This is a genomic window from Luteimonas sp. TWI662, assembly GCF_039673825.1.
GTDB lineage: Bacteria > Pseudomonadota > Gammaproteobacteria > Xanthomonadales > Xanthomonadaceae > Luteimonas.
The window spans coordinates 15,228-31,113 of record NZ_JBDJMI010000035.1; the positions used below are offsets into that span (position 1 = coordinate 15,228).

16 protein-coding genes and 1 pseudogene are annotated in these 15,886 nt (G+C 70.0%); 7 read left to right on the top strand and 10 right to left on the bottom strand.

The annotated features are described in order from the left end of the window. The first annotated feature begins 5 nt into the window (after positions 1-5). From ABE488_RS16775 to ABE488_RS16785, 3 genes are read left to right on the top strand one after another with little or no spacing between them, the layout of a single operon-like run. Positions 6-2,402, top strand: coding sequence for a heavy metal translocating P-type ATPase (locus ABE488_RS16775; RefSeq protein WP_346445578.1), 2,397 nt, complete (start codon positions 6-8; stop codon positions 2,400-2,402). Then, positions 2,399-2,626 carry a cbb3-type cytochrome oxidase assembly protein CcoS gene (gene ccoS / locus ABE488_RS16780; RefSeq protein WP_346449538.1) on the top strand — a complete coding sequence of 76 codons (228 nt, stop codon included), beginning with the start codon at positions 2,399-2,401 and terminating at the stop codon, positions 2,624-2,626. Before ABE488_RS16775 ends, ccoS begins: the two co-directional genes overlap by 4 nt. Beyond that, the gene (locus tag ABE488_RS16785; protein ID WP_346449540.1) at positions 2,616-3,338 is read left to right on the top strand and encodes a sulfite exporter TauE/SafE family protein; all 723 of its coding nucleotides are present in this window, start codon (positions 2,616-2,618) and stop codon (positions 3,336-3,338) included. The genes ccoS and ABE488_RS16785 overlap by 11 nt, the downstream gene beginning before the upstream one ends. 19 nt (positions 3,339-3,357) lie before the next feature. On the opposite strand, the gene ABE488_RS16790 is transcribed toward ABE488_RS16785, so the two are convergent. Continuing rightward, entirely contained in the window at positions 3,358-4,314 is a 957-nt protein-coding gene (locus tag ABE488_RS16790) for a glutathione S-transferase family protein (protein WP_346449542.1), read from the bottom strand. A gap of 130 nt (positions 4,315-4,444) precedes the next feature. Here ABE488_RS16790 and ABE488_RS16795 point away from each other — a divergent pair, with 130 nt between their 5' ends. After that, positions 4,445-5,404, top strand: coding sequence for a glutaminase (locus ABE488_RS16795; RefSeq protein WP_346445582.1), 960 nt, complete (start codon positions 4,445-4,447; stop codon positions 5,402-5,404). Positions 5,405-5,451: 47 nt separating this feature from the next. Here the strand turns inward: ABE488_RS16795 and ABE488_RS16800 are convergent, their stop codons facing one another. Beyond that, the gene (locus ABE488_RS16800) at positions 5,452-6,810 is read right to left on the bottom strand and encodes a glycoside hydrolase family 16 protein (protein ID WP_346449544.1); all 1,359 of its coding nucleotides are present in this window, start codon (positions 6,808-6,810) and stop codon (positions 5,452-5,454) included. A 544-nt stretch (positions 6,811-7,354) separates the two neighbouring features. Here ABE488_RS16800 and ABE488_RS16805 point away from each other — a divergent pair. Beyond that, positions 7,355-8,182, top strand: a pseudogene (locus tag ABE488_RS16805) (D-hexose-6-phosphate mutarotase); the annotation flags it as partial. A 104-nt stretch (positions 8,183-8,286) separates the two neighbouring features. Further along, positions 8,287-10,410 (top strand): M13-type metalloendopeptidase, encoded by a 2,124-nt coding sequence (locus ABE488_RS16810; RefSeq protein WP_346449546.1) that lies wholly within the window; start codon positions 8,287-8,289, stop codon positions 10,408-10,410. A gap of 365 nt (positions 10,411-10,775) precedes the next feature. On the opposite strand, the gene ABE488_RS16815 is transcribed toward ABE488_RS16810, so the two are convergent. The 7 genes from ABE488_RS16815 to ABE488_RS16845 all read right to left on the bottom strand — a co-directional run bounded on the left by ABE488_RS16815 (position 10,776) and on the right by ABE488_RS16845 (position 15,397). Next, positions 10,776-12,080 (bottom strand): TIGR00366 family protein, encoded by a 1,305-nt coding sequence (locus ABE488_RS16815; RefSeq protein ID WP_346449548.1) that lies wholly within the window; start codon positions 12,078-12,080, stop codon positions 10,776-10,778. A 242-nt stretch (positions 12,081-12,322) separates the two neighbouring features. Next, positions 12,323-12,925 carry a nitroreductase family protein gene (locus ABE488_RS16820; RefSeq protein WP_346445339.1) on the bottom strand — a complete coding sequence of 201 codons (603 nt, stop codon included), beginning with the start codon at positions 12,923-12,925 and terminating at the stop codon, positions 12,323-12,325. Positions 12,926-13,088: 163 nt separating this feature from the next. Beyond that, on the bottom strand, positions 13,089-13,454 hold the full coding sequence (locus tag ABE488_RS16825) for a glycine zipper 2TM domain-containing protein (RefSeq protein ID WP_346445340.1): 366 nt from the start codon (positions 13,452-13,454) through the stop codon (positions 13,089-13,091). A gap of 125 nt (positions 13,455-13,579) precedes the next feature. Then, positions 13,580-14,380: an SDR family oxidoreductase gene (locus ABE488_RS16830; RefSeq protein WP_346449550.1), complete on the bottom strand. Its 801-nt coding sequence runs from the start codon at positions 14,378-14,380 to the stop codon at positions 13,580-13,582. A 64-nt stretch (positions 14,381-14,444) separates the two neighbouring features. Continuing rightward, positions 14,445-14,711, bottom strand: a complete 267-nt coding sequence (locus tag ABE488_RS16835; protein WP_346445342.1) for a hypothetical protein — start codon at positions 14,709-14,711, stop codon at positions 14,445-14,447. Positions 14,712-14,722: 11 nt separating this feature from the next. After that, complete coding sequence (locus ABE488_RS16840) at positions 14,723-15,028, bottom strand: YkgJ family cysteine cluster protein (RefSeq protein ID WP_346445343.1); 306 nt, start codon at positions 15,026-15,028, stop codon at positions 14,723-14,725. Between the two features lie 219 nt (positions 15,029-15,247). Then, positions 15,248-15,397 (bottom strand): hypothetical protein, encoded by a 150-nt coding sequence (locus ABE488_RS16845; protein WP_346445344.1) that lies wholly within the window; start codon positions 15,395-15,397, stop codon positions 15,248-15,250. 157 nt (positions 15,398-15,554) lie between these two features. On the opposite strand from ABE488_RS16845, the gene ABE488_RS16850 reads away from it, so the two are divergent. After that, positions 15,555-15,731 carry a DUF1328 domain-containing protein gene (locus ABE488_RS16850; RefSeq protein ID WP_346445345.1) on the top strand — a complete coding sequence of 59 codons (177 nt, stop codon included), beginning with the start codon at positions 15,555-15,557 and terminating at the stop codon, positions 15,729-15,731. A 55-nt stretch (positions 15,732-15,786) separates the two neighbouring features. Here ABE488_RS16850 and ABE488_RS16855 read toward each other — a convergent pair. Then, the coding region (locus tag ABE488_RS16855) for a transposase (protein WP_346449327.1) at positions 15,787-15,886 on the bottom strand (100 nt) is incomplete at its 5' end.

Consider the following 15,886-nt stretch of genomic DNA (forward strand, 5'->3'; position numbering starts at 1 on the left):
CAGACGTGAACGCCGCTGCGCATCCCGCACCTGCGGGCTGCTTCCACTGTGGCGAGCCGCTGACCGCGCACGCTGTGCAGGCGCCGATCGACGGCGCCACGCAGGCGTTCTGTTGCGACGGCTGCGCGGCGGCGGCGCAATGGATCCGCCACGCCGATTTGGGCGATTACTACCGCCTGCGCAGTGCGATGCCCGCGCCGGTCGGCAACGAGGCGATCGACTTCGGGATCTGGGATCGCGAGGACCTGCTGCGCGAACACGCCAACCCGGTGCCCGGTGGACGCGCGCTCACCCTGCTGACCGACGGCATGCGCTGCGCGGCGTGCGCATGGTTGATCGATCGCGCGCTGCGCCGCGAGGCAGGCGTGCTCGATGTCACCGCCAACGCGGTGACCGGCCGCATCCGTATCGCCTGGGATCCGGCGCGCACGGTGCTGTCAAAGGTGCTGCAGCGGCTGGCCGCGCTGGGGTATCGCCCGTACCTGGCCGGTGGCGAGGCGCGCGAGCGCGCCCGGGTGCGTGAGCGCCGGCGCTGGCTGCTGCGTCTGGGCATTGCCGGCCTGGGCACGCTGCAGGCGATGATGTTCGCCGAGGCGCTGTACCTGGACTTCGACCAGCAGATGCCGCACGCCACGCGCGACTTCTTCCGCTGGATCACCTTCATGGTGTCGACCCCGGTGGTGTTCTATGCCGGCTGGCCGTTCCTGGCAGGCATGGCGCGCGAGCTGCGCCAGCGCCATGTCGGCATGGACACGCTGATCGCGACCTCGACCCTGCTGGCGTACCTGGCCAGCCTGTGGGAGACGATCCGCGGGGGGACCCATGTCTGGTACGACGCGGCGGTGATGTTCGTGTTCCTGCTGCTGGCCGCGCGCATGCTCGAGCAACGCGCGCGCAACGTCGCCACCGCCCAGGTCGATGCGCTGGCGCGCGCGCGGCCGTCGCTGGCGGTGCGCGAGCGCGCCGACGGCACGCGCGAGTCGGTGCCGGCCGCCGAGCTCGTCGCCGGCGACATCGCCTGTGTCGCGGCCGGCGATGTCTTGCCCGCCGACGGCGTGCTGCTCGATGGTGAGGCGGTGTTCGAGGAGTCGCTGCTGACCGGCGAGTCGGCACCGGTGCGTCGCGTTGCCGGCGAGGCGCTCTACGCCGGCACGGTCTGCCGCGAGTGGCCGGTGCGGGTACGCGTGACCTGCACCGGCGCCGACACGCGCTTGTCGCAGCTGACCCGGCTGGTCGAACAGGCGCAGTCGCATCGGCCGCGCCTGGCGCGCCTGGCCGACGGCATCGGCAGCCGCTTCGTCGCCGGGCTGTTGCTGACCGCGCTGGCGGTCTATGTGGGCTGGCGCATCCACGATCCGGCGCGCGCGTTCGAAGTGACGCTGGCGCTGCTGGTGGTCAGCTGCCCCTGTGCGCTGTCGCTGGCGGTGCCCACGGCGCTGGCCACCGCGCACGGCGCGTTGGCCCGGCTCGGCGTACTGGCGACCCGGGCCGATGCCCTGGAGACGCTCGCCAGTGCGACCGACATGGTCTTCGACAAGACCGGCACGTTGACCGACGCGCGTCCCGAACTCGATGAGGCGACCGGCTTCGACGGTTTCGATCCGCAGCGTGCGCTGCGGATCGCGGCCGCGCTTGAGCGCGATGCCAATCATCCGATCGCGCAGGCCTTCGCGCATGTCGCTGCCGATGCCGCCGCCGAGGCGATGGCAGTGGTGCCGGGGCAGGGGGTGGAAGGCACCGTCGAAGGCGTCCGCTGGCGGCTGGGCCAGGCGGCGTTCGCTGCCGGGCGCGCAGACGACGGCGCCCTGTGGCTGGGCGATGGCCGCCGCGCGGTGGCCCGGTTCACGCTGCGCGAGCACGTACGCGAGGACGCGGCTGCCGCCCTGCAGGGCCTGCGTGAGCTGGGACTGGTGCTGCACCTGTCCAGCGGCGATGCGCAGGCGCCGGTCACGGCGCTGGCGGCGCGGCTGGGCATCGAAGATGCGCATGCGCGCCAGACGCCGGAAGACAAGCTCACGCGGGTGCGCGCGCTGCAGGCCGAGGGCCGCACCGTGGCGATGATCGGCGACGGCCTCAACGATGCGCCGGTGCTGGCCGGCGCCGACGTGTCGATCGCGATGGGCGAGGGCGCATCGCTGGCCCAGCGCGCTGCCGACCTGGTCACCACCGGGCCGACCCTGCGCCGTATCCCGGCGACGATCGCGGTGGCGCGGCGCGCCCGCCGGGTGATCCGGCAGAACCTGGGCTGGGCGCTTGCCTACAACCTGCTGGCGATCCCGGTGGCGGCGGCCGGACTGGTGACGCCGTGGCTGGCGGCGCTGGGCATGGCATTGTCGTCGCTGCTCGTCACCGCCAATGCGCTGCGCCTGACGCGGGTGCCGGCGACCGGAGAACCGAGATGAGAAGTCTGCTGTTGTTGGTCCCGATCAGCCTGGTCCTGCTCGGCATCGCGATTGCCGCGTTCGTCTGGGCGGTCAGGCGCGGCCAGTTCGACGACATGGACACGCCTGCGCTCGACATCCTGGTCGACGACGATGGCCGCGACGGCACCACGCACACATCGGCCGGGCGGGACCCGGAGGCAGCACCGACGTCTGCGCCGCAGGACCGGCCGCGTGCCGATTGACTGGCTGGTGGTGCTGGCCGCGCTGACCAGCGGCCTGCTCGGCGGCCTGCACTGTGCGGCGATGTGCGGCGGTATCGCGACCGGGTTCTCGGCCACATCCCCGACCGGTGGCTGGCCGCATGCGCTGCAGGTCAACCTGGGCCGCGTCGGCGGCTACGTGCTGGCCGGCGCAATCGTCGGCGGCTTCGGCCACGGGTTGGTCGGCGTGTTCGGCAACCCCTGGATCGGCTTCGGGCTACGCATGCTATTGGGCGTGGCGCTGGTGCTGGTCGCGCTGCGGCTGTTCGGGCGCGGCGGCTTCGACCTGCTGCGCCGGCCGGGCGCGCGTCTGTGGGCCTGGCTGCAGCCGTTGCAGCGACGCCTGCTGCCGGCCGAGACCGCGCCGCGCCGGATCGCGTTGGGGATGGTGTGGGGCTGGTTGCCCTGTGGGCTCAGCCTGAGCCTGCTGACGGTGGCCTGGATGCAGGCCAGCGTGCCGGGCGGCGCGCTGACGATGGCCGCGTTCGGCCTGGGCACGTTGCCGGTGATGCTGCCGCTGACCTGGTCGGGCCAGCGCGTTGGCCGGTGGCTGCAGCGCCCGCGGCTGCGTGCGCTCGCGGCGTCGCTGGTCCTGGTGGCGGGCCTGCTGACGTTGGCAGGCCCGTGGTTGATGCAGGTGCCGGCGCTGCATGGGCCGTTGTCGGCGATCGGCTGCATGCCGCCGCCGCTGTAGCCGCAACGCGTCGGCGGCGTCAGCGCCCGAACGGCGGCACTGGCCCGGCGGGCACGATGCCGGTGGGATTGATCTGCCGGTGGCTCTGGTAGTAGTGCCGTTTGATGTGGTCGAAGTCGACGGTCGGCGCGACCGCTGGGTGGCGGTACAGGCGCTGAGTGTAGGCGAGCAGGGCGGGATAGTCGACCAGCCGGCGCAGATTGCACTTGAAGTGCCCGTGGTAGACCGCGTCGAAGCGCAGCAGCGTGGTGAACAGGCGCCAGTCGGCCTCGGTCAGTTGCTGGCCGCACAGGAACGGCTCGCCCGACAGCCGCAGCTCCAGCCAGTCGAGGGTCGCGAACACCGCCTCGACGGCCTCGTCGTACGCCGCCTGGCGGGTCGCAAAGCCCGCCTTGTAGACGCCGTTGTTGAGCCCGTCGTAGATGCGCGCATTGACCGCGTCGATCTCCTCGCGCAGGGCCTGGGGGTAGTAGTCGCCCTCGGCCGCGCCGACGCCGTCGAAGGCGCTGTTGAACATGCGGATGATGTCGGCCGATTCGTTGCTGACGATGGTGCCGCGCTGGGTGTCCCACAGCACCGGCACGCTGACCCGGCCGGTGTAGCGCGGGTCGGCGGCGGTGTAGAGCTGCCACACCGTCTCCGCGCCGTTGATCCGGTCGGGCACGACGCCCGGCGCCTGCGCGAAGGTCCAGCCGTCGTCGGCCATCAGCCAGTGGGTGACCGACAGGCCGATCATGTCCTGCAGGCCCTTGAGCTCGCGGAACAGGGTCGTGCGGTGCGCCCAGGGGCAGGCGCGTGCCACGTAGAGGTGGTAGCGCCCGGGTTCTGCGGCGAACCCGGCCGTTCCGGTGGGGCCGGCGCTGCCGTCGGCGGTGACCCAGTTGCGGAACTGCGTCTGCGGCCGGGCCAGGCGTCCGTCGCCGTCGACCAGTCCGTCATCGTCGTGATGCCAGCGGCCTTCGATCAGCATGCCCATCGTGCGGGGTCTCCAAGCGGTAGGCCTGCAGTGTGCCGCCTGCGGCATCAAGCGCGCGTGCCTGTCGGGCCGCGACCGGCGCTTGACGCATCGGCGCGCAGACTGCGCGCTTACCCGCACGAGCATGCCAATGCACAGCCCACCGCAGAACCCGCACGACCTCTCGCGCCACGACATCCCCGGCATTCTGGCGACGATCGATGCGGAGGTGCGCGCGCGCTTCGATGCAGGCGAGGGCAAGGTCGCCGATTACATCCCGGCACTGGCGTCGGTGCCGCGCGCGCGCTTTGGCATGGCGGTCGCCACGCTCGACGGCGACGTCTACAGCGTCGGCGACGCCCAGATGCCGTTCTCGATCCAGAGCATCTCCAAGGTGCACACGCTTACGCTCGCCCTCGACGCGGCGGGCGATGCGCTGTGGAAGCGGGTCGGGCGCGAGCCCTCGGGCGATCCGTTCAACTCGTTGGTGCAGCTCGAACACGAGTGCGGCATTCCGCGCAATCCATTCATCAATGCCGGGGCGCTCGTGGTCGCCGATGTGCTGTTGTCGAAGTACTCCGACCCGGAGGCCGCGCTGCTGGCCTTCATGCGCGAGCGCTCGGGCAATGCCGAGGTCGGCCGCGACGAAGAGATCTCGACCTCGGAGCGCCGCAGCGGCTATCGCAACATCGCGCTGGCGAACTTCATCCGCAGCTTCGGCAATATCGAAAACGAGGTCGACGCAGTGCTCGACCTGTACTTCTTCCAGTGCGCGCTGCGAATGAACTGCGTGGATCTGGCGCGCAGCGTGCGTTATCTGGCCGGTCGCGGGGTGTGTCCGGGCACCGGCACGCGCGTGACCAGCGTCGAGCGCAGCACGCGCATCAATGCGGTGATGATGACCTGCGGCACCTACGATGCCGCAGGCGAGTTCGCCTTCCACGTCGGCTTGCCGGCCAAGAGCGGGGTCGGCGGTGGCATCGTCGCGGTGGTGCCCAACGTGCTCAGCCTGTGCGTGTGGTCGCCGCCGCTCGACGACAAGGGCAACTCGCTGCTCGGCGGGTACGCGCTGCATCGGTTCACGCGGATGACCGGGCTGTCGGTGTTCTAGGGGCATCGCGCGCGCGCACCGCCCCTGGACGGTGCGCGCGATTGCGATCACGGGCTCTGGTAGTAGACGTCGTCGATGAACAGGTCGACCGGCTGGCCGGGGGCATCGCCGGCGAGCATGAAGAACTGCTTGACCGCGTGCAGGTCGAGATCGTGGAACGCGGAGAACGGGATGCTGACTTCGTGCCAGGCGCCGTCGCGGATCAGGCCGTACTGCTGGCCACCCGGTGCGAAGGGAATCCAGCTGTCGCCGAACGAGGTGTTGATGCCGACACGGAACGGCGCCTGGCTGGCGGTGCGCATGCGGAACTTCAGGCTGCCGCCGGCGTAGGCCCCCATGTTGCGCACGTCGGTGATGATGCCCAGCCCGAACCAGTTGCCCGGGTTGGCGCGAAACGCCATCAGTTCGCTGCCCTCGAACGGCGCGGCGGCGATCGGCGTGAGGTTGTTCCACAGGAACAGGTCGGTGTTGCTGCCGAAATCCAGTGCGCCGGCCAGGCCGCTGCGCTCGGTGAACACCCCGAACTGGCCGGCCGGTGCGGCGTTGTTGCTGCCCAGGTACAACTCGCTGTCGGGATGGTCCTGATAGAGCCGGATCCAGTCGACTTCCATGCGCCCGGGCAGCGGCGCGGTGACGTCCTGCGGCGTGTGCACACCGGTGTAAGTGCCACCGACGGCGATGTTGAGCAGCAGGAAGTGCGGGGCGTGGAACTCGTGCACCTGCGGCCCTTCGACATCGGAGATGTCGAACTCGAAGTACTGCTGGCCGTCGATCGAGACGCGGATGAAATTCGGGTCCCAGGTCAGCTTGTAGATATGGAAGTCCTGGTGCACGGCGACCGGGCTGTCGTACACCGTGGCGTGCGAGGCGTGCGAGCCGTTGTAGTCCCAGTGCACGGCGGCCCCGATCCGGCGATTGGCCATGCCGTCGGCGATCGCCTGCGCCGAGCCGGCCTCCATCATGTCGATCTCGCCGCGCGCCGGCCATACCCCCACCGCACCGAGCATCCAGTAGGCCGGCCACACGCCATTGCCGGCCTCGGGAATCTTGATCCGTGCCTCGAGCGTGCCGTACTTGAACTGCACACGCCCCTCGGTCTTGAGCCGCGCCGAGGTAAACGGGCTGCCGTCGAAGTTCTCGCGCCGCGCCTCGATGATCAGGCGGCCGTTCTCGATACGCGCGTTCTCCGGACGGCTGGTGTAGTACTGCATTTCAGAATTGCCCCAGCCGCACAGGCCGATCTGGCACCCCGTGCCCACGTCGTAGGTCCAGGTGTTGCCATCGATCGACGGGCCGTCGAAGTTCTCCTGCCAGACGGGGGTCTGGGCATGGGCGGTGGGGGCGAACGTGGCGGCTGCGCCCAGGCAGGCGACGAGCGGCAGGGCGAACAGGCGTACGCGATCCATGACGGACTCCTTGCATTCGAAAGGGGAACGGCGCGGTGGGGACGGCCGACATCGAGCCTGCGTGTGCTTGACAGCGCTGTCAGCCATCTTGCATCCGGGATGTCGCGTTCCGCGATCGGGGTCACGGAATGGCGTCGGCGTGGAGTGAAATCAGCAGGGTGCGTGAGGCGAGCATGTTGCGCGGCAGCACAGGGATGCGCCGGTGCGCACGCTTCGCGCACCTGAGGGGCATCTCGCTGAGGCGCTGCACGCGCGCACGCAGCCCCGCTAAGCTGGGCGATCCGCCTTCCGCCCCTTGACCCCAATGCCGATTCGTCTGTGGTTGCTGTGTTGCGGACTGCTCGCCGGATGCGCCGGCGGCAGTGCGCCGCGCGACCCGTCGCCGGCGCAGGAGACCGTCTTGCCTACGACACCGTCCATCTCCGAGACCGCATTCGCTGTGCCCAGCGGCTATCCCGCTGCCATCGCCGCGGCGACAGCGGCGGTGCCGCCCGCACTGCCTGACGTCGAAGGCCTGCGGCTGGGCCGGTATGCCGGCATCGAGGCGCTGCTGGTGGAGACGCCGCTGGCGACGGCTGCGATCGCGCTGCACGGCGGGCATCTGCTCTCGTATGTGCCAGCCGGACAGGAAGATGCGCTGTGGCTGTCGCCGTCGGTCAAGCCACTGCCGGACGCGATCCGTGGCGGCACGCCGGTGGTATGGCCGTACTTCGGCCGGCAGGGCCAGACCGGCGAGGTGCCAGCGCACGGATTCGTGCGCACGGTGCGCTGGCGGGTGCTCGCGGCCGCGCGTGCCGACGACGGCAGCGTCGCCATCGAACTGGCGCCGCCGGATTTCCCGGAGCTGGGTCTGCAACTGCGGATGACGCTGCGCATCGGCCAGGCGCTGGAACAGACGCTGGTGACCACCAACATCGGCCCGCGTCCGGTTGCGATCACCCAGGCGCTGCACACCTATTTCCGGGTCTCCGATGTCGCCCAGGTCCGCGTGTCCGGACTCGACGGCCTGACCTATCTCGACAAGAACGACGGCTACGCCGCGCATGTGCAGGCCGGAGACTGGCGATTCGACGATCCGCGCGATCCGAACCGCAGCGACCGCATCTATGGCGATGCGCCCGGGCGCTACGTGCTCGACGATCCGGGCCTGGATCGCAGGATCGCGCTCGACGTTGCGGGCAGCCGGTCGCTGGTGGTCTGGAACCCGGGCGCCGCGGCCGCGGCGCGCATGGACGACATCGGCCAGGCCTGGCGCGGGTTTTTGTGTCTGGAGGCGGCCAACGCCGGGCCGGATGTCGTCGCGCTGGCGCCCGGCGCCACGCACCGCTTGACCCAGACCGTGCGCGTGCTTGCGGGCGCTGAGCGCGGGTGACCAATGGCCGGGGCGCGGCCGCAGCGTGCCCGGTATGCTTGGCAGTCGGCCGCCCGGCACTCGCCGTTGGCGGCATTCCGACCGTGTTTCGATGGAGATCGCGCTTGAAGAAGACCCTGCTGTCCGCGGCGACCGCCGTGGCGATGACGATGGCGGCCACCGCCGCCGCCCATGATCACCGCTGTCTCGAGGAGACCTGCACGTTGCAGGCGTTGTTTGCGAGCGAGCCCGGCGCCGGCGGCGCATCCACCGCTGGCGATCCCGTCGCCGCGCAGCGCATGGGCAGCTGGGGCATCGACACCGCGGGCATGGACACCTCGGTACGGCCAGGCGAGGACTTCTTCGGCTACGTGAGCGGCAACTGGGCCAAGACCACGCAGATTCCGTCCGATAAATCGAGCTATGGCGCGTTCCTGGTCCTGCGCGATCTGTCGGAGGCGCGCGTGCGTCAGCTGGTCGAGGGGTACGACGCGGCCGACACCGCGCATCCCGACCGCGCCAAGGTCGCCACGCTCTATGCCGGCTTCATGGACCAGGCCGCGATCGAGGCGCTGGGCGCCCAGCCGCTGGCGCCCAAGCTCGCCGCGATCCGCGCGGCCGGCGACAAGGATGCGCTGGCCCGGCTGATGGGCCAGAGCCAGGGCGACTTCGGTCGCAGCTTCTTCGGCCTGGGCGTGTCCGACGACCAGCGCGACCCCGACCGCTATACGCTGTACATGAGTCAGTCGGGCCTGGGCCTGGGCGATCGCGAGATGTATCTGCGCGAGACCTTTGCGCCGCAGCGCGAGCGCTATCAGGCCTACATCGCGCAGATGCTCGAGCTTGGCGGCTGGGCGAACCCGCAGCGCAATGCCGAAGCGATCCTCGCGCTGGAGACCAAGATCGCCGAGGCGCACTGGACGCGCGCCGAGAGTCGCGACCGCGACAAGACCTACAACCCGGTCGAGCTGTCGGCGTTCGCGACCACCGCGCCGGGCTTCCCGTGGGCCACGTACTTCGCCGCGGCCGGCGTGCCGCAGGCACCGCGCGCGGTGGTGCGTCAGAGCACCGCGATCCCGAAGCTGGCCGCGATCTTCGGCCAGACCGATGTCGCCACGCTGCAGGCCTGGCAGGCGTTCCACACCATCGACAACGCCGCGCCGCTGCTGCCGAAGGCGTTTTCCGATGCGCGCTTCGAGTTCCGCAACAAGTTCCTGTCCGGCCAGCCCGAGGAGCAGGAGCGCTGGAAGCGCGGCGTGGCGTTCGCCGAGAACACGATGGGCGAGGCGATCGGCCGCGACTATGTCGCCCAGTACTTCCCGGCCGATTCCAAGGCCAAGATGGATGCGCTGGTCGCCAACGTGAAGGTGGCGATGGGCGCGCGACTGGAAAAGCTCGACTGGATGGGCCCGGCGACCAAGGCCGAGGCGCGCAGGAAGCTCGACGGGTTCGGCCTGAAGATCGGCCACCCGGACCAGTGGCGCGACTACAGCGGCCTGGTGGTCGAGCCCGGCGATGTGTTCGGCAACGCCGAGCGCTCGATGGCGTTCGAGTGGGACTACCGCCGCAACCGCCTGGGCAAGGAGGTCGACAAGGGCGAGTGGGGCATGACCCCGCAGACGGTCAACGCCTACTACAACTCGGTCAAGAACGAGATCGTGTTCCCGGCCGCGATCCTGCAGCCGCCGTTCTTCGATCCCGAGGCCGATCCGGCGGTCAACTACGGCGCGATCGGCGGCGTGATCGGCCACGAAATCATCCACGGCTTCGACGACCAGGGCCGCAAGTCCGACGGCGAGGGCGTGCTGCGCGACTGGTGGACGGCCGAGGACGCGGCCAAGTTCGAGGCGCAGGCGGCCAAGCTCGGCGCGCAGTACGAGGCCTACACCTTCCCGCAGCTGCCGGGCATGCACATCAACGGCAAGGTCGCGATGGGCGAGAACATCGGTGACCTGGGCGGCATCACGATCGCGCTGGAGGCCTACCGTCGTTCGCTGGACGGCAAGCCGGCACCGCAGATCGACGGCTTCAGCGGCGAGCAGCGGCTGTTCATGGGCTGGGCGCAAGTGTGGCGCACGCTGTGGCGCGACGATGCCCTGCGCCAGCAACTGGTCAACGGCACCCATTCGCCGGGCCACATCCGCGCGTTCGCGCCGTTGCGCAACGTCGATGCGTGGTACGACGCGTTCGACGTGCGCGAAGGCGATGCGCTGTGGATCGCACCCGAGGACCGCGTCCGGATCTGGTGATCGCCCGCCAGCGGTGACGGACCCAAAGCCGCCGGGCGATCCCCGGCGGCTTTTTCGTGTCCTTTCCTGCCCGCGCGCACCGATCCGATCGACGCCGTAAAAAGCCCTCCGCGTGCGGGAGACCACGGCGAAGCCCTCACCGCGCGCAGGGAACCACGGAGCAGCCCGCACCGCGTGCAGGGAACCGCGGTGAAGCCCTCCCCCGCGTGCGGGGGAGGGTTGGGAGGGGGCCCGCAGGTCGATGCGATGACTGTGGCCTCGGTCGCCAACGCCCCAGCCCCCACCCGACGCCTTCGGCTGCAGGCGGGGGAGGTGGTGCGCCACTTCGACGTGTGGATCGATCCGGCACTGCGGGATGCGCTGCGTCAGGCGAGCAGCAGCACCGCGCTGATGATCACGCCCGATGCCAGCAGCAGCATCAGGCAGTAGCCCATGATGTCCTTGATCTTGAGTCCCGCGATCGCCAGCAGCGGCAACGCGAAGAACGGCTGCAGCATGCTCGTCCACGCATCGCCCCAGGCGACCGCCATCGCCACGCGCGCAAGGTCGGCGTCGAGCGCCTGCGCGGCGGGCACCATCACCGGCGCCTGCACCGCCCATTGGCCACCGCCGGACGGCACGAACATGTTGATCAGCCCGGCCGACAGGAACGTCCACAGCGGCAGCGTGGACGCGCTCGCGAACGAGACGAACCACTCCGACAGTGTGGTCGCCAGCCCCGATCCGACCAGGATCGCCATGATCCCGGCGTAGAACGGGAACTGCACCACGATGCCGGCGCCGCCCTTGATCGCTTCCTGCAGCGCGGCGAGCAGCCGGGCGGGCGTGCGATGCAGCACGATGCCCAGCATCAGGAAACCGTAGTTGACGATGTTGAGATTCAGGCCGCCACCGGTGGCGAAGTGGTCGACCAGGTAGACCAGACCGGCGGCACCGATCGCCAGCGACAGGATCCAGCCGTGCTCGAGGCGCATGGCCGGGGTGGCGTCGTGTGCCAGCGCCGGCGGCGCGGGATCGTCGGGCGGCGAAAAGAGCACCGCCTCGTCGTCGGCGGGCGTCATTGCACGGTTGATCATTGGCACCGCGATCGCCAGCAGGGCGACGATCGTCAGGTTGAACGGCGCGAAGATCGTCTCACTGGTCGGGATCAATCCCATTGTGTCCTGCAGGAAATGGCCCTCGGTGGCGATCGTCAGCGGGATCGAACCCGAGAGGCCGCCGTGCCAGACGAGGAAGCCGGAGTAGGCACTGGCGACCAGCAGGCGGTAATCCACGCGCACATGGCGGGCGACCTCGCGCGCGAACAGCGCGCCGATGACCAGACCGAAGCCCCAGTTGATCCAGTTGGCCACCAGGGCCACCAGCGTGACCACGACGATCGCATTGCGCGGCGTGCGGCAGCGCGAGGCCAGCGCGGTGAGCGTGCGCGCGACAGGCGGCGTGCGCGCGAGGATGAAGCCGGTCACCAGCACCAGCAACATCTGCATCGAAAAGCCCAGAAGCTCCCAGAAGCCGTTGCCCCAATGGCGCACGAGGTCCAGGGGCGGTGTGCGTTCGATCGCGAGCGCGGCGCCGGCGGCGATCGCGGTGAAGATCAGCACAAAGACGTAGGCGTCGGGCAGATAGCGTTCGACCAGGCGGACGGACAGGCGCGTGGCGCGCTGGAACATGCGGGCGGCTCCGGAACACGGAAAAGCCGCCGAAGATACCCCGAATGGGCGACGCGACGCCCTGGGACGATGGTCGATACCCGGGCGTTGCACCGGCCGGGCGCCGGGGCGGGGCCCGGCGCCCCCGCCCCGGGGGGGCGCCCGGGGCGCCGGCGCGCCGCCCCGCCGGGGTCCTTTGGCCGTACCCGGGGGTTTCCCCGGGCGGGCGGGGGGGCGGCCGCCGGGCCCCGCGGCGCGGGGGCTCAGCCGTGCACGCGGAAGCGCAGCGCGTCGTCGATGAAGTCCTTGTCGCCGAACGGGGCCTCGTTGGAGCCGAACGGCATCTGAGCGCGCAATGTCCAGCTTGCCGGCAGCGACCACTGCGCAGCCGCGGCGGCGTCGGGCAGGGGGTTGTAATGCTGCAGGCTGGCGCCGATGCCGGCGTTGGCGAGCGCGCTCCAGACCGAGAACTGTGCGATCGCGCTCGCGTGCTCGGACCAGACCGGGAAGTTGTCCGCATACAGCGGGAACTGCTGCTGCAGGCTGCGGACCACGTCCTGGTCTTCGTAGAACAGCACGGTGCCGGCACCGGCGGCGAAGCTGTCGATCTTTGCTTCGGTGGCGGCGAAGCCGTCGGCCGGCACGATCGCGCGCAGCGCATCCTTGACGATGTTCCAGAACGTCTGGCTCTGATCACCGAACAGGATCACCGCCCGCGAGCTTTGCGAGTTGAACGACGACGGGCTCAGGCGCACGGCCTCCTGGATCAGTTCGGTCGTCGCCTGCTGCGAGATCGGCAGCGTCCGACCGAGGCTGTACTGGGTGCGGCGGCGGCGCGAGGCGTCGAGAAACGGATTGCTGGACATGCTGGGCTTTCCTGGTTGCGAGAGAGACAGGCCGCGATGCGGCGACCGGGAAAGTGTGGCGTCACCAGCGCGCCGCGGTAGCGCGGGGGACGGAAAGGATCGTTTCAGGCACAAAAAAAAGCCGGCAGCCCGTGGGATGCCGGCGCGTAAGCTGCTTTGGAATTCAGCGATAGACGCGATCGCAGCGTGTCTCGACGATACGGTCGCCGCGGGTCTCCTGGCGATTGCCCTGGACATTGCGGCCGATCGCGCCGCCAGCCACGGCGCCACCCACGGTCGCAAGCTTGCGACCGTTGCCGCCCCCGATCTGGTTACCGATCAGCCCACCGATGACCGCGCCCGCCGCCGTGCCGCCGATGCGATTGGGATCGGAGCTGTTGCGCTGGACTTCCACATCCTTGCAGACCACGCGGCTGCCGTCGTTGAAACGGCGCCCTTCGTCCTGCGGGCCGTAGTGCTGGGCATGGGCAGTTCCTGCGGCGGCCAGCGAGAACAGGCCGAGGCAGGCGAACGTGCGCAACGTGTTCATGACGATCTCCACAGGGATGATGGGGCGATGCTCGCAGCCAACCGGCCAACCGCGCATGAAACCCGCCCGGTCCCCGCGTTCTGGTTCAGCCGCCAGGGCGCCGCGTGACGTCGGCGTCGTCGTGCTCAGGCGTACTGCATCTTTCGGGTCATGCCCCCGTCGACGACGATGTGTTGACCGGTCACAAAGCCCGATGCAGGCGAGAGCAGATAGACCGCGAGCGCGGCAATGTCCTCGGGTGTGCCGACACGCCCTGCCGGGTGCTGCGCGTGGTCGCGCCTGGACAGCGCCGGACGGCGGCGCGATGCCGGCCGACGCCAGGCCTCGGTTGCGATCCAGCCCGGGCCGATCGCATTGGCGCGGACGCGCGGTCCCTCGCTGATCGCCATTGCATGGGTCAACGCCACCAGGCCGCCCTTGGCAGCGGCGTAGGGTTCGGTATGCGGCTCGGACTGGAGCACACGACTGGATGCGATCGTGACGATCGCGCCGTGTCGCTCGCGCAGCGCGGGCAACGCGTACTTGCAGCACAGGAAGGCGCCGGTCAGATGGGCATCGATGAACCGGCGCCATTGCGACAACGGCAGCGTCGCGAGATCGTCGACGTGGGGATCGGCGGGCCCGGCGTTGTTAACCAGCCCGTCGAGGCCGCCCAGGCGCGTGCAGGCCTTGGCGAAGAAGCTGCGCACCGACGCCTCGCGGGCGACATCGAGCGGGAAGAACCAGGCCCGATCGCCGACATCCCACTCCGCCAGACAGGCCGCGCCGGCGTCCCGGTCCAGGTCGCCGATCGCCACGCGTCCGCCGGCGCCGAGCACGGCCTGGGCGATGCCGCGGCCGATGCCTTGCGCGCCGCCGGTGATCGCGACCACGCGGTCGCGCAGTGGTGCTGGGTCGAGCGGCAGCACGGGCGGGGTCAGGGACATGGCGGCCTCCACGGCGAAATCGGCCGCAGGCTCGCACGGCCGGCATCGCGGCCGGGTGCAGGCCTCAGCTGCCGCGGGCCTTCTTCGGCACGCTGGCGGCGACCTTCGGCGCCTCGGCATCGACACGCATCAGCGTTCGCGTGACACCCAGCACTTCGATCCGGCCGCCCGCTGCGCGGAAACGCGCCAGGTCCGCCGCGATTCGATCGCTGGTCACGCTCGCGCCGCGATCGCCGGGCTTGCGCGGGCCGGCGAACAGGTGGCCGGTGCTCGACGCGGTCGTCGGGGTAGTCGCTGCGGCCGGGGCCGCTGTCTTCTTGGTACGGGACATCGAACGCTCCTTCAGTACATCGCCAGGGGGATACCGCGTCGTCCGCGGTCTTCGTAGTCGTCGCGGACCGAGCGGCAGTAGGGACCGGCCATCTCGAAACGCCGGCAGATCTCCGGTCGGGTGTCGTAGATCGAACAGCACATCCGCGCCGGATCGATCGCCACGCACCAGCCTTCCTCGTCGCGGGCCATGACCTGCAGCCCGGCATCGGTGACATCGATGAACCGGGCGGGCACGTCGTCGTCGCTCTGCAGGACCACCGTCAGCCGGCAGCAGACCGCGTCGCAGCGCGCGCAGTCGATGTCGGGCGCGGTCATCGGCCCGAATCCGGGCGGCGGATCGGGTGAGACGTAAACGAGGTGGAGACGCGGCGGTTCATCACGCTTCCTGGGGAGCGTCGCCCGGAGCGGGCGGTCACACGTGGGGGAAGCGAGGCGGCGGCCAGGGCGGTCGCGCGGGACGCACGGATGGGCAAGAGCCCGGTGCCTAGCATAACACCGCGCGTCTGTGGGGCCGTCGGCGCCTGGCCGGGCGGTTCAGGAATGCCGGTTGATGTCGCTGGTGTCGCCATCCCGGTGCGCGGCGCCGCTCTGCTGTTCGCGTTCGTTGGGCTGTCGCTGGCGACGAACGCCGATGCCTGGAGGGACCTGCCCCGCATCGACAACACGCTCGAAGGGCTGATCCATGGCGTCTGTGCAGGTGTCGATGGCCCTGAGCCGCCGGGCGGCGCGACCGCCGCGCGGCGGGGCGCGTTCACGCCAGCCGCACCCCCCCGGTCACAGACTGCGGTTCGCCGACGCGACGAATGCCACGTCGTGCAACTACCGACGTATGGAGAACGACATGATCAAGTGGGCCATCATTTTCGCCGTCATCGGCCTGATTGCCGGTGCCCTCGGGTTCAGCGGTGTCGCCGGCGCCTCGATGGGCATTGCCAAGTTCCTGTTCTGGGCGGCGATCATCATTGCCGTCGTGCTGTTCGTGCTGGGCCTGACGGTCGCCAAGAAAGTCACGAGTTGACGACGCGGTCGCTCGCAGTGCCACGACCGCCGGCTTGCCGGCGGTTTTTTTTGGTTCATCGCTGAATTCCGGGGAAGGCTGCGCGGATCTTCAGGAAGAAGTACTCCTGATCGCGGTATCCGTAGGCGCGGCGTTTGATGACCTTGATGGTGTTG

Coding starts and splice junctions, on each gene's coding strand:
- ccoS (WP_346449538.1), top strand. CDS start 2,399: ATGAGAAGTCTGCTGTTGTTGGTCCCGATCAGCCTGGTCCTGCTCGGC.
- ABE488_RS16790 (WP_346449542.1), bottom strand. CDS start 4,314: ATGGGCATGCTGATCGAAGGCCGCTGGCATCACGACGATGACGGACTG.
- ABE488_RS16795 (WP_346445582.1), top strand. CDS start 4,445: ATGCACAGCCCACCGCAGAACCCGCACGACCTCTCGCGCCACGACATC.
- ABE488_RS16800 (WP_346449544.1), bottom strand. CDS start 6,810: ATGGATCGCGTACGCCTGTTCGCCCTGCCGCTCGTCGCCTGCCTGGGC.
- ABE488_RS16815 (WP_346449548.1), bottom strand. CDS start 12,080: ATGTTCCAGCGCGCCACGCGCCTGTCCGTCCGCCTGGTCGAACGCTAT.
- ABE488_RS16820 (WP_346445339.1), bottom strand. CDS start 12,925: ATGTCCAGCAATCCGTTTCTCGACGCCTCGCGCCGCCGCCGCACCCAG.
- ABE488_RS16825 (WP_346445340.1), bottom strand. CDS start 13,454: ATGAACACGTTGCGCACGTTCGCCTGCCTCGGCCTGTTCTCGCTGGCC.
- ABE488_RS16830 (WP_346449550.1), bottom strand. CDS start 14,380: ATGTCCCTGACCCCGCCCGTGCTGCCGCTCGACCCAGCACCACTGCGC.
- ABE488_RS16835 (WP_346445342.1), bottom strand. CDS start 14,711: ATGTCCCGTACCAAGAAGACAGCGGCCCCGGCCGCAGCGACTACCCCG.
- ABE488_RS16840 (WP_346445343.1), bottom strand. CDS start 15,028: ATGACCGCGCCCGACATCGACTGCGCGCGCTGCGACGCGGTCTGCTGC.
- ABE488_RS16845 (WP_346445344.1), bottom strand. CDS start 15,397: ATGGATCAGCCCTTCGAGCGTGTTGTCGATGCGGGGCAGGTCCCTCCA.
- ABE488_RS16850 (WP_346445345.1), top strand. CDS start 15,555: ATGATCAAGTGGGCCATCATTTTCGCCGTCATCGGCCTGATTGCCGGT.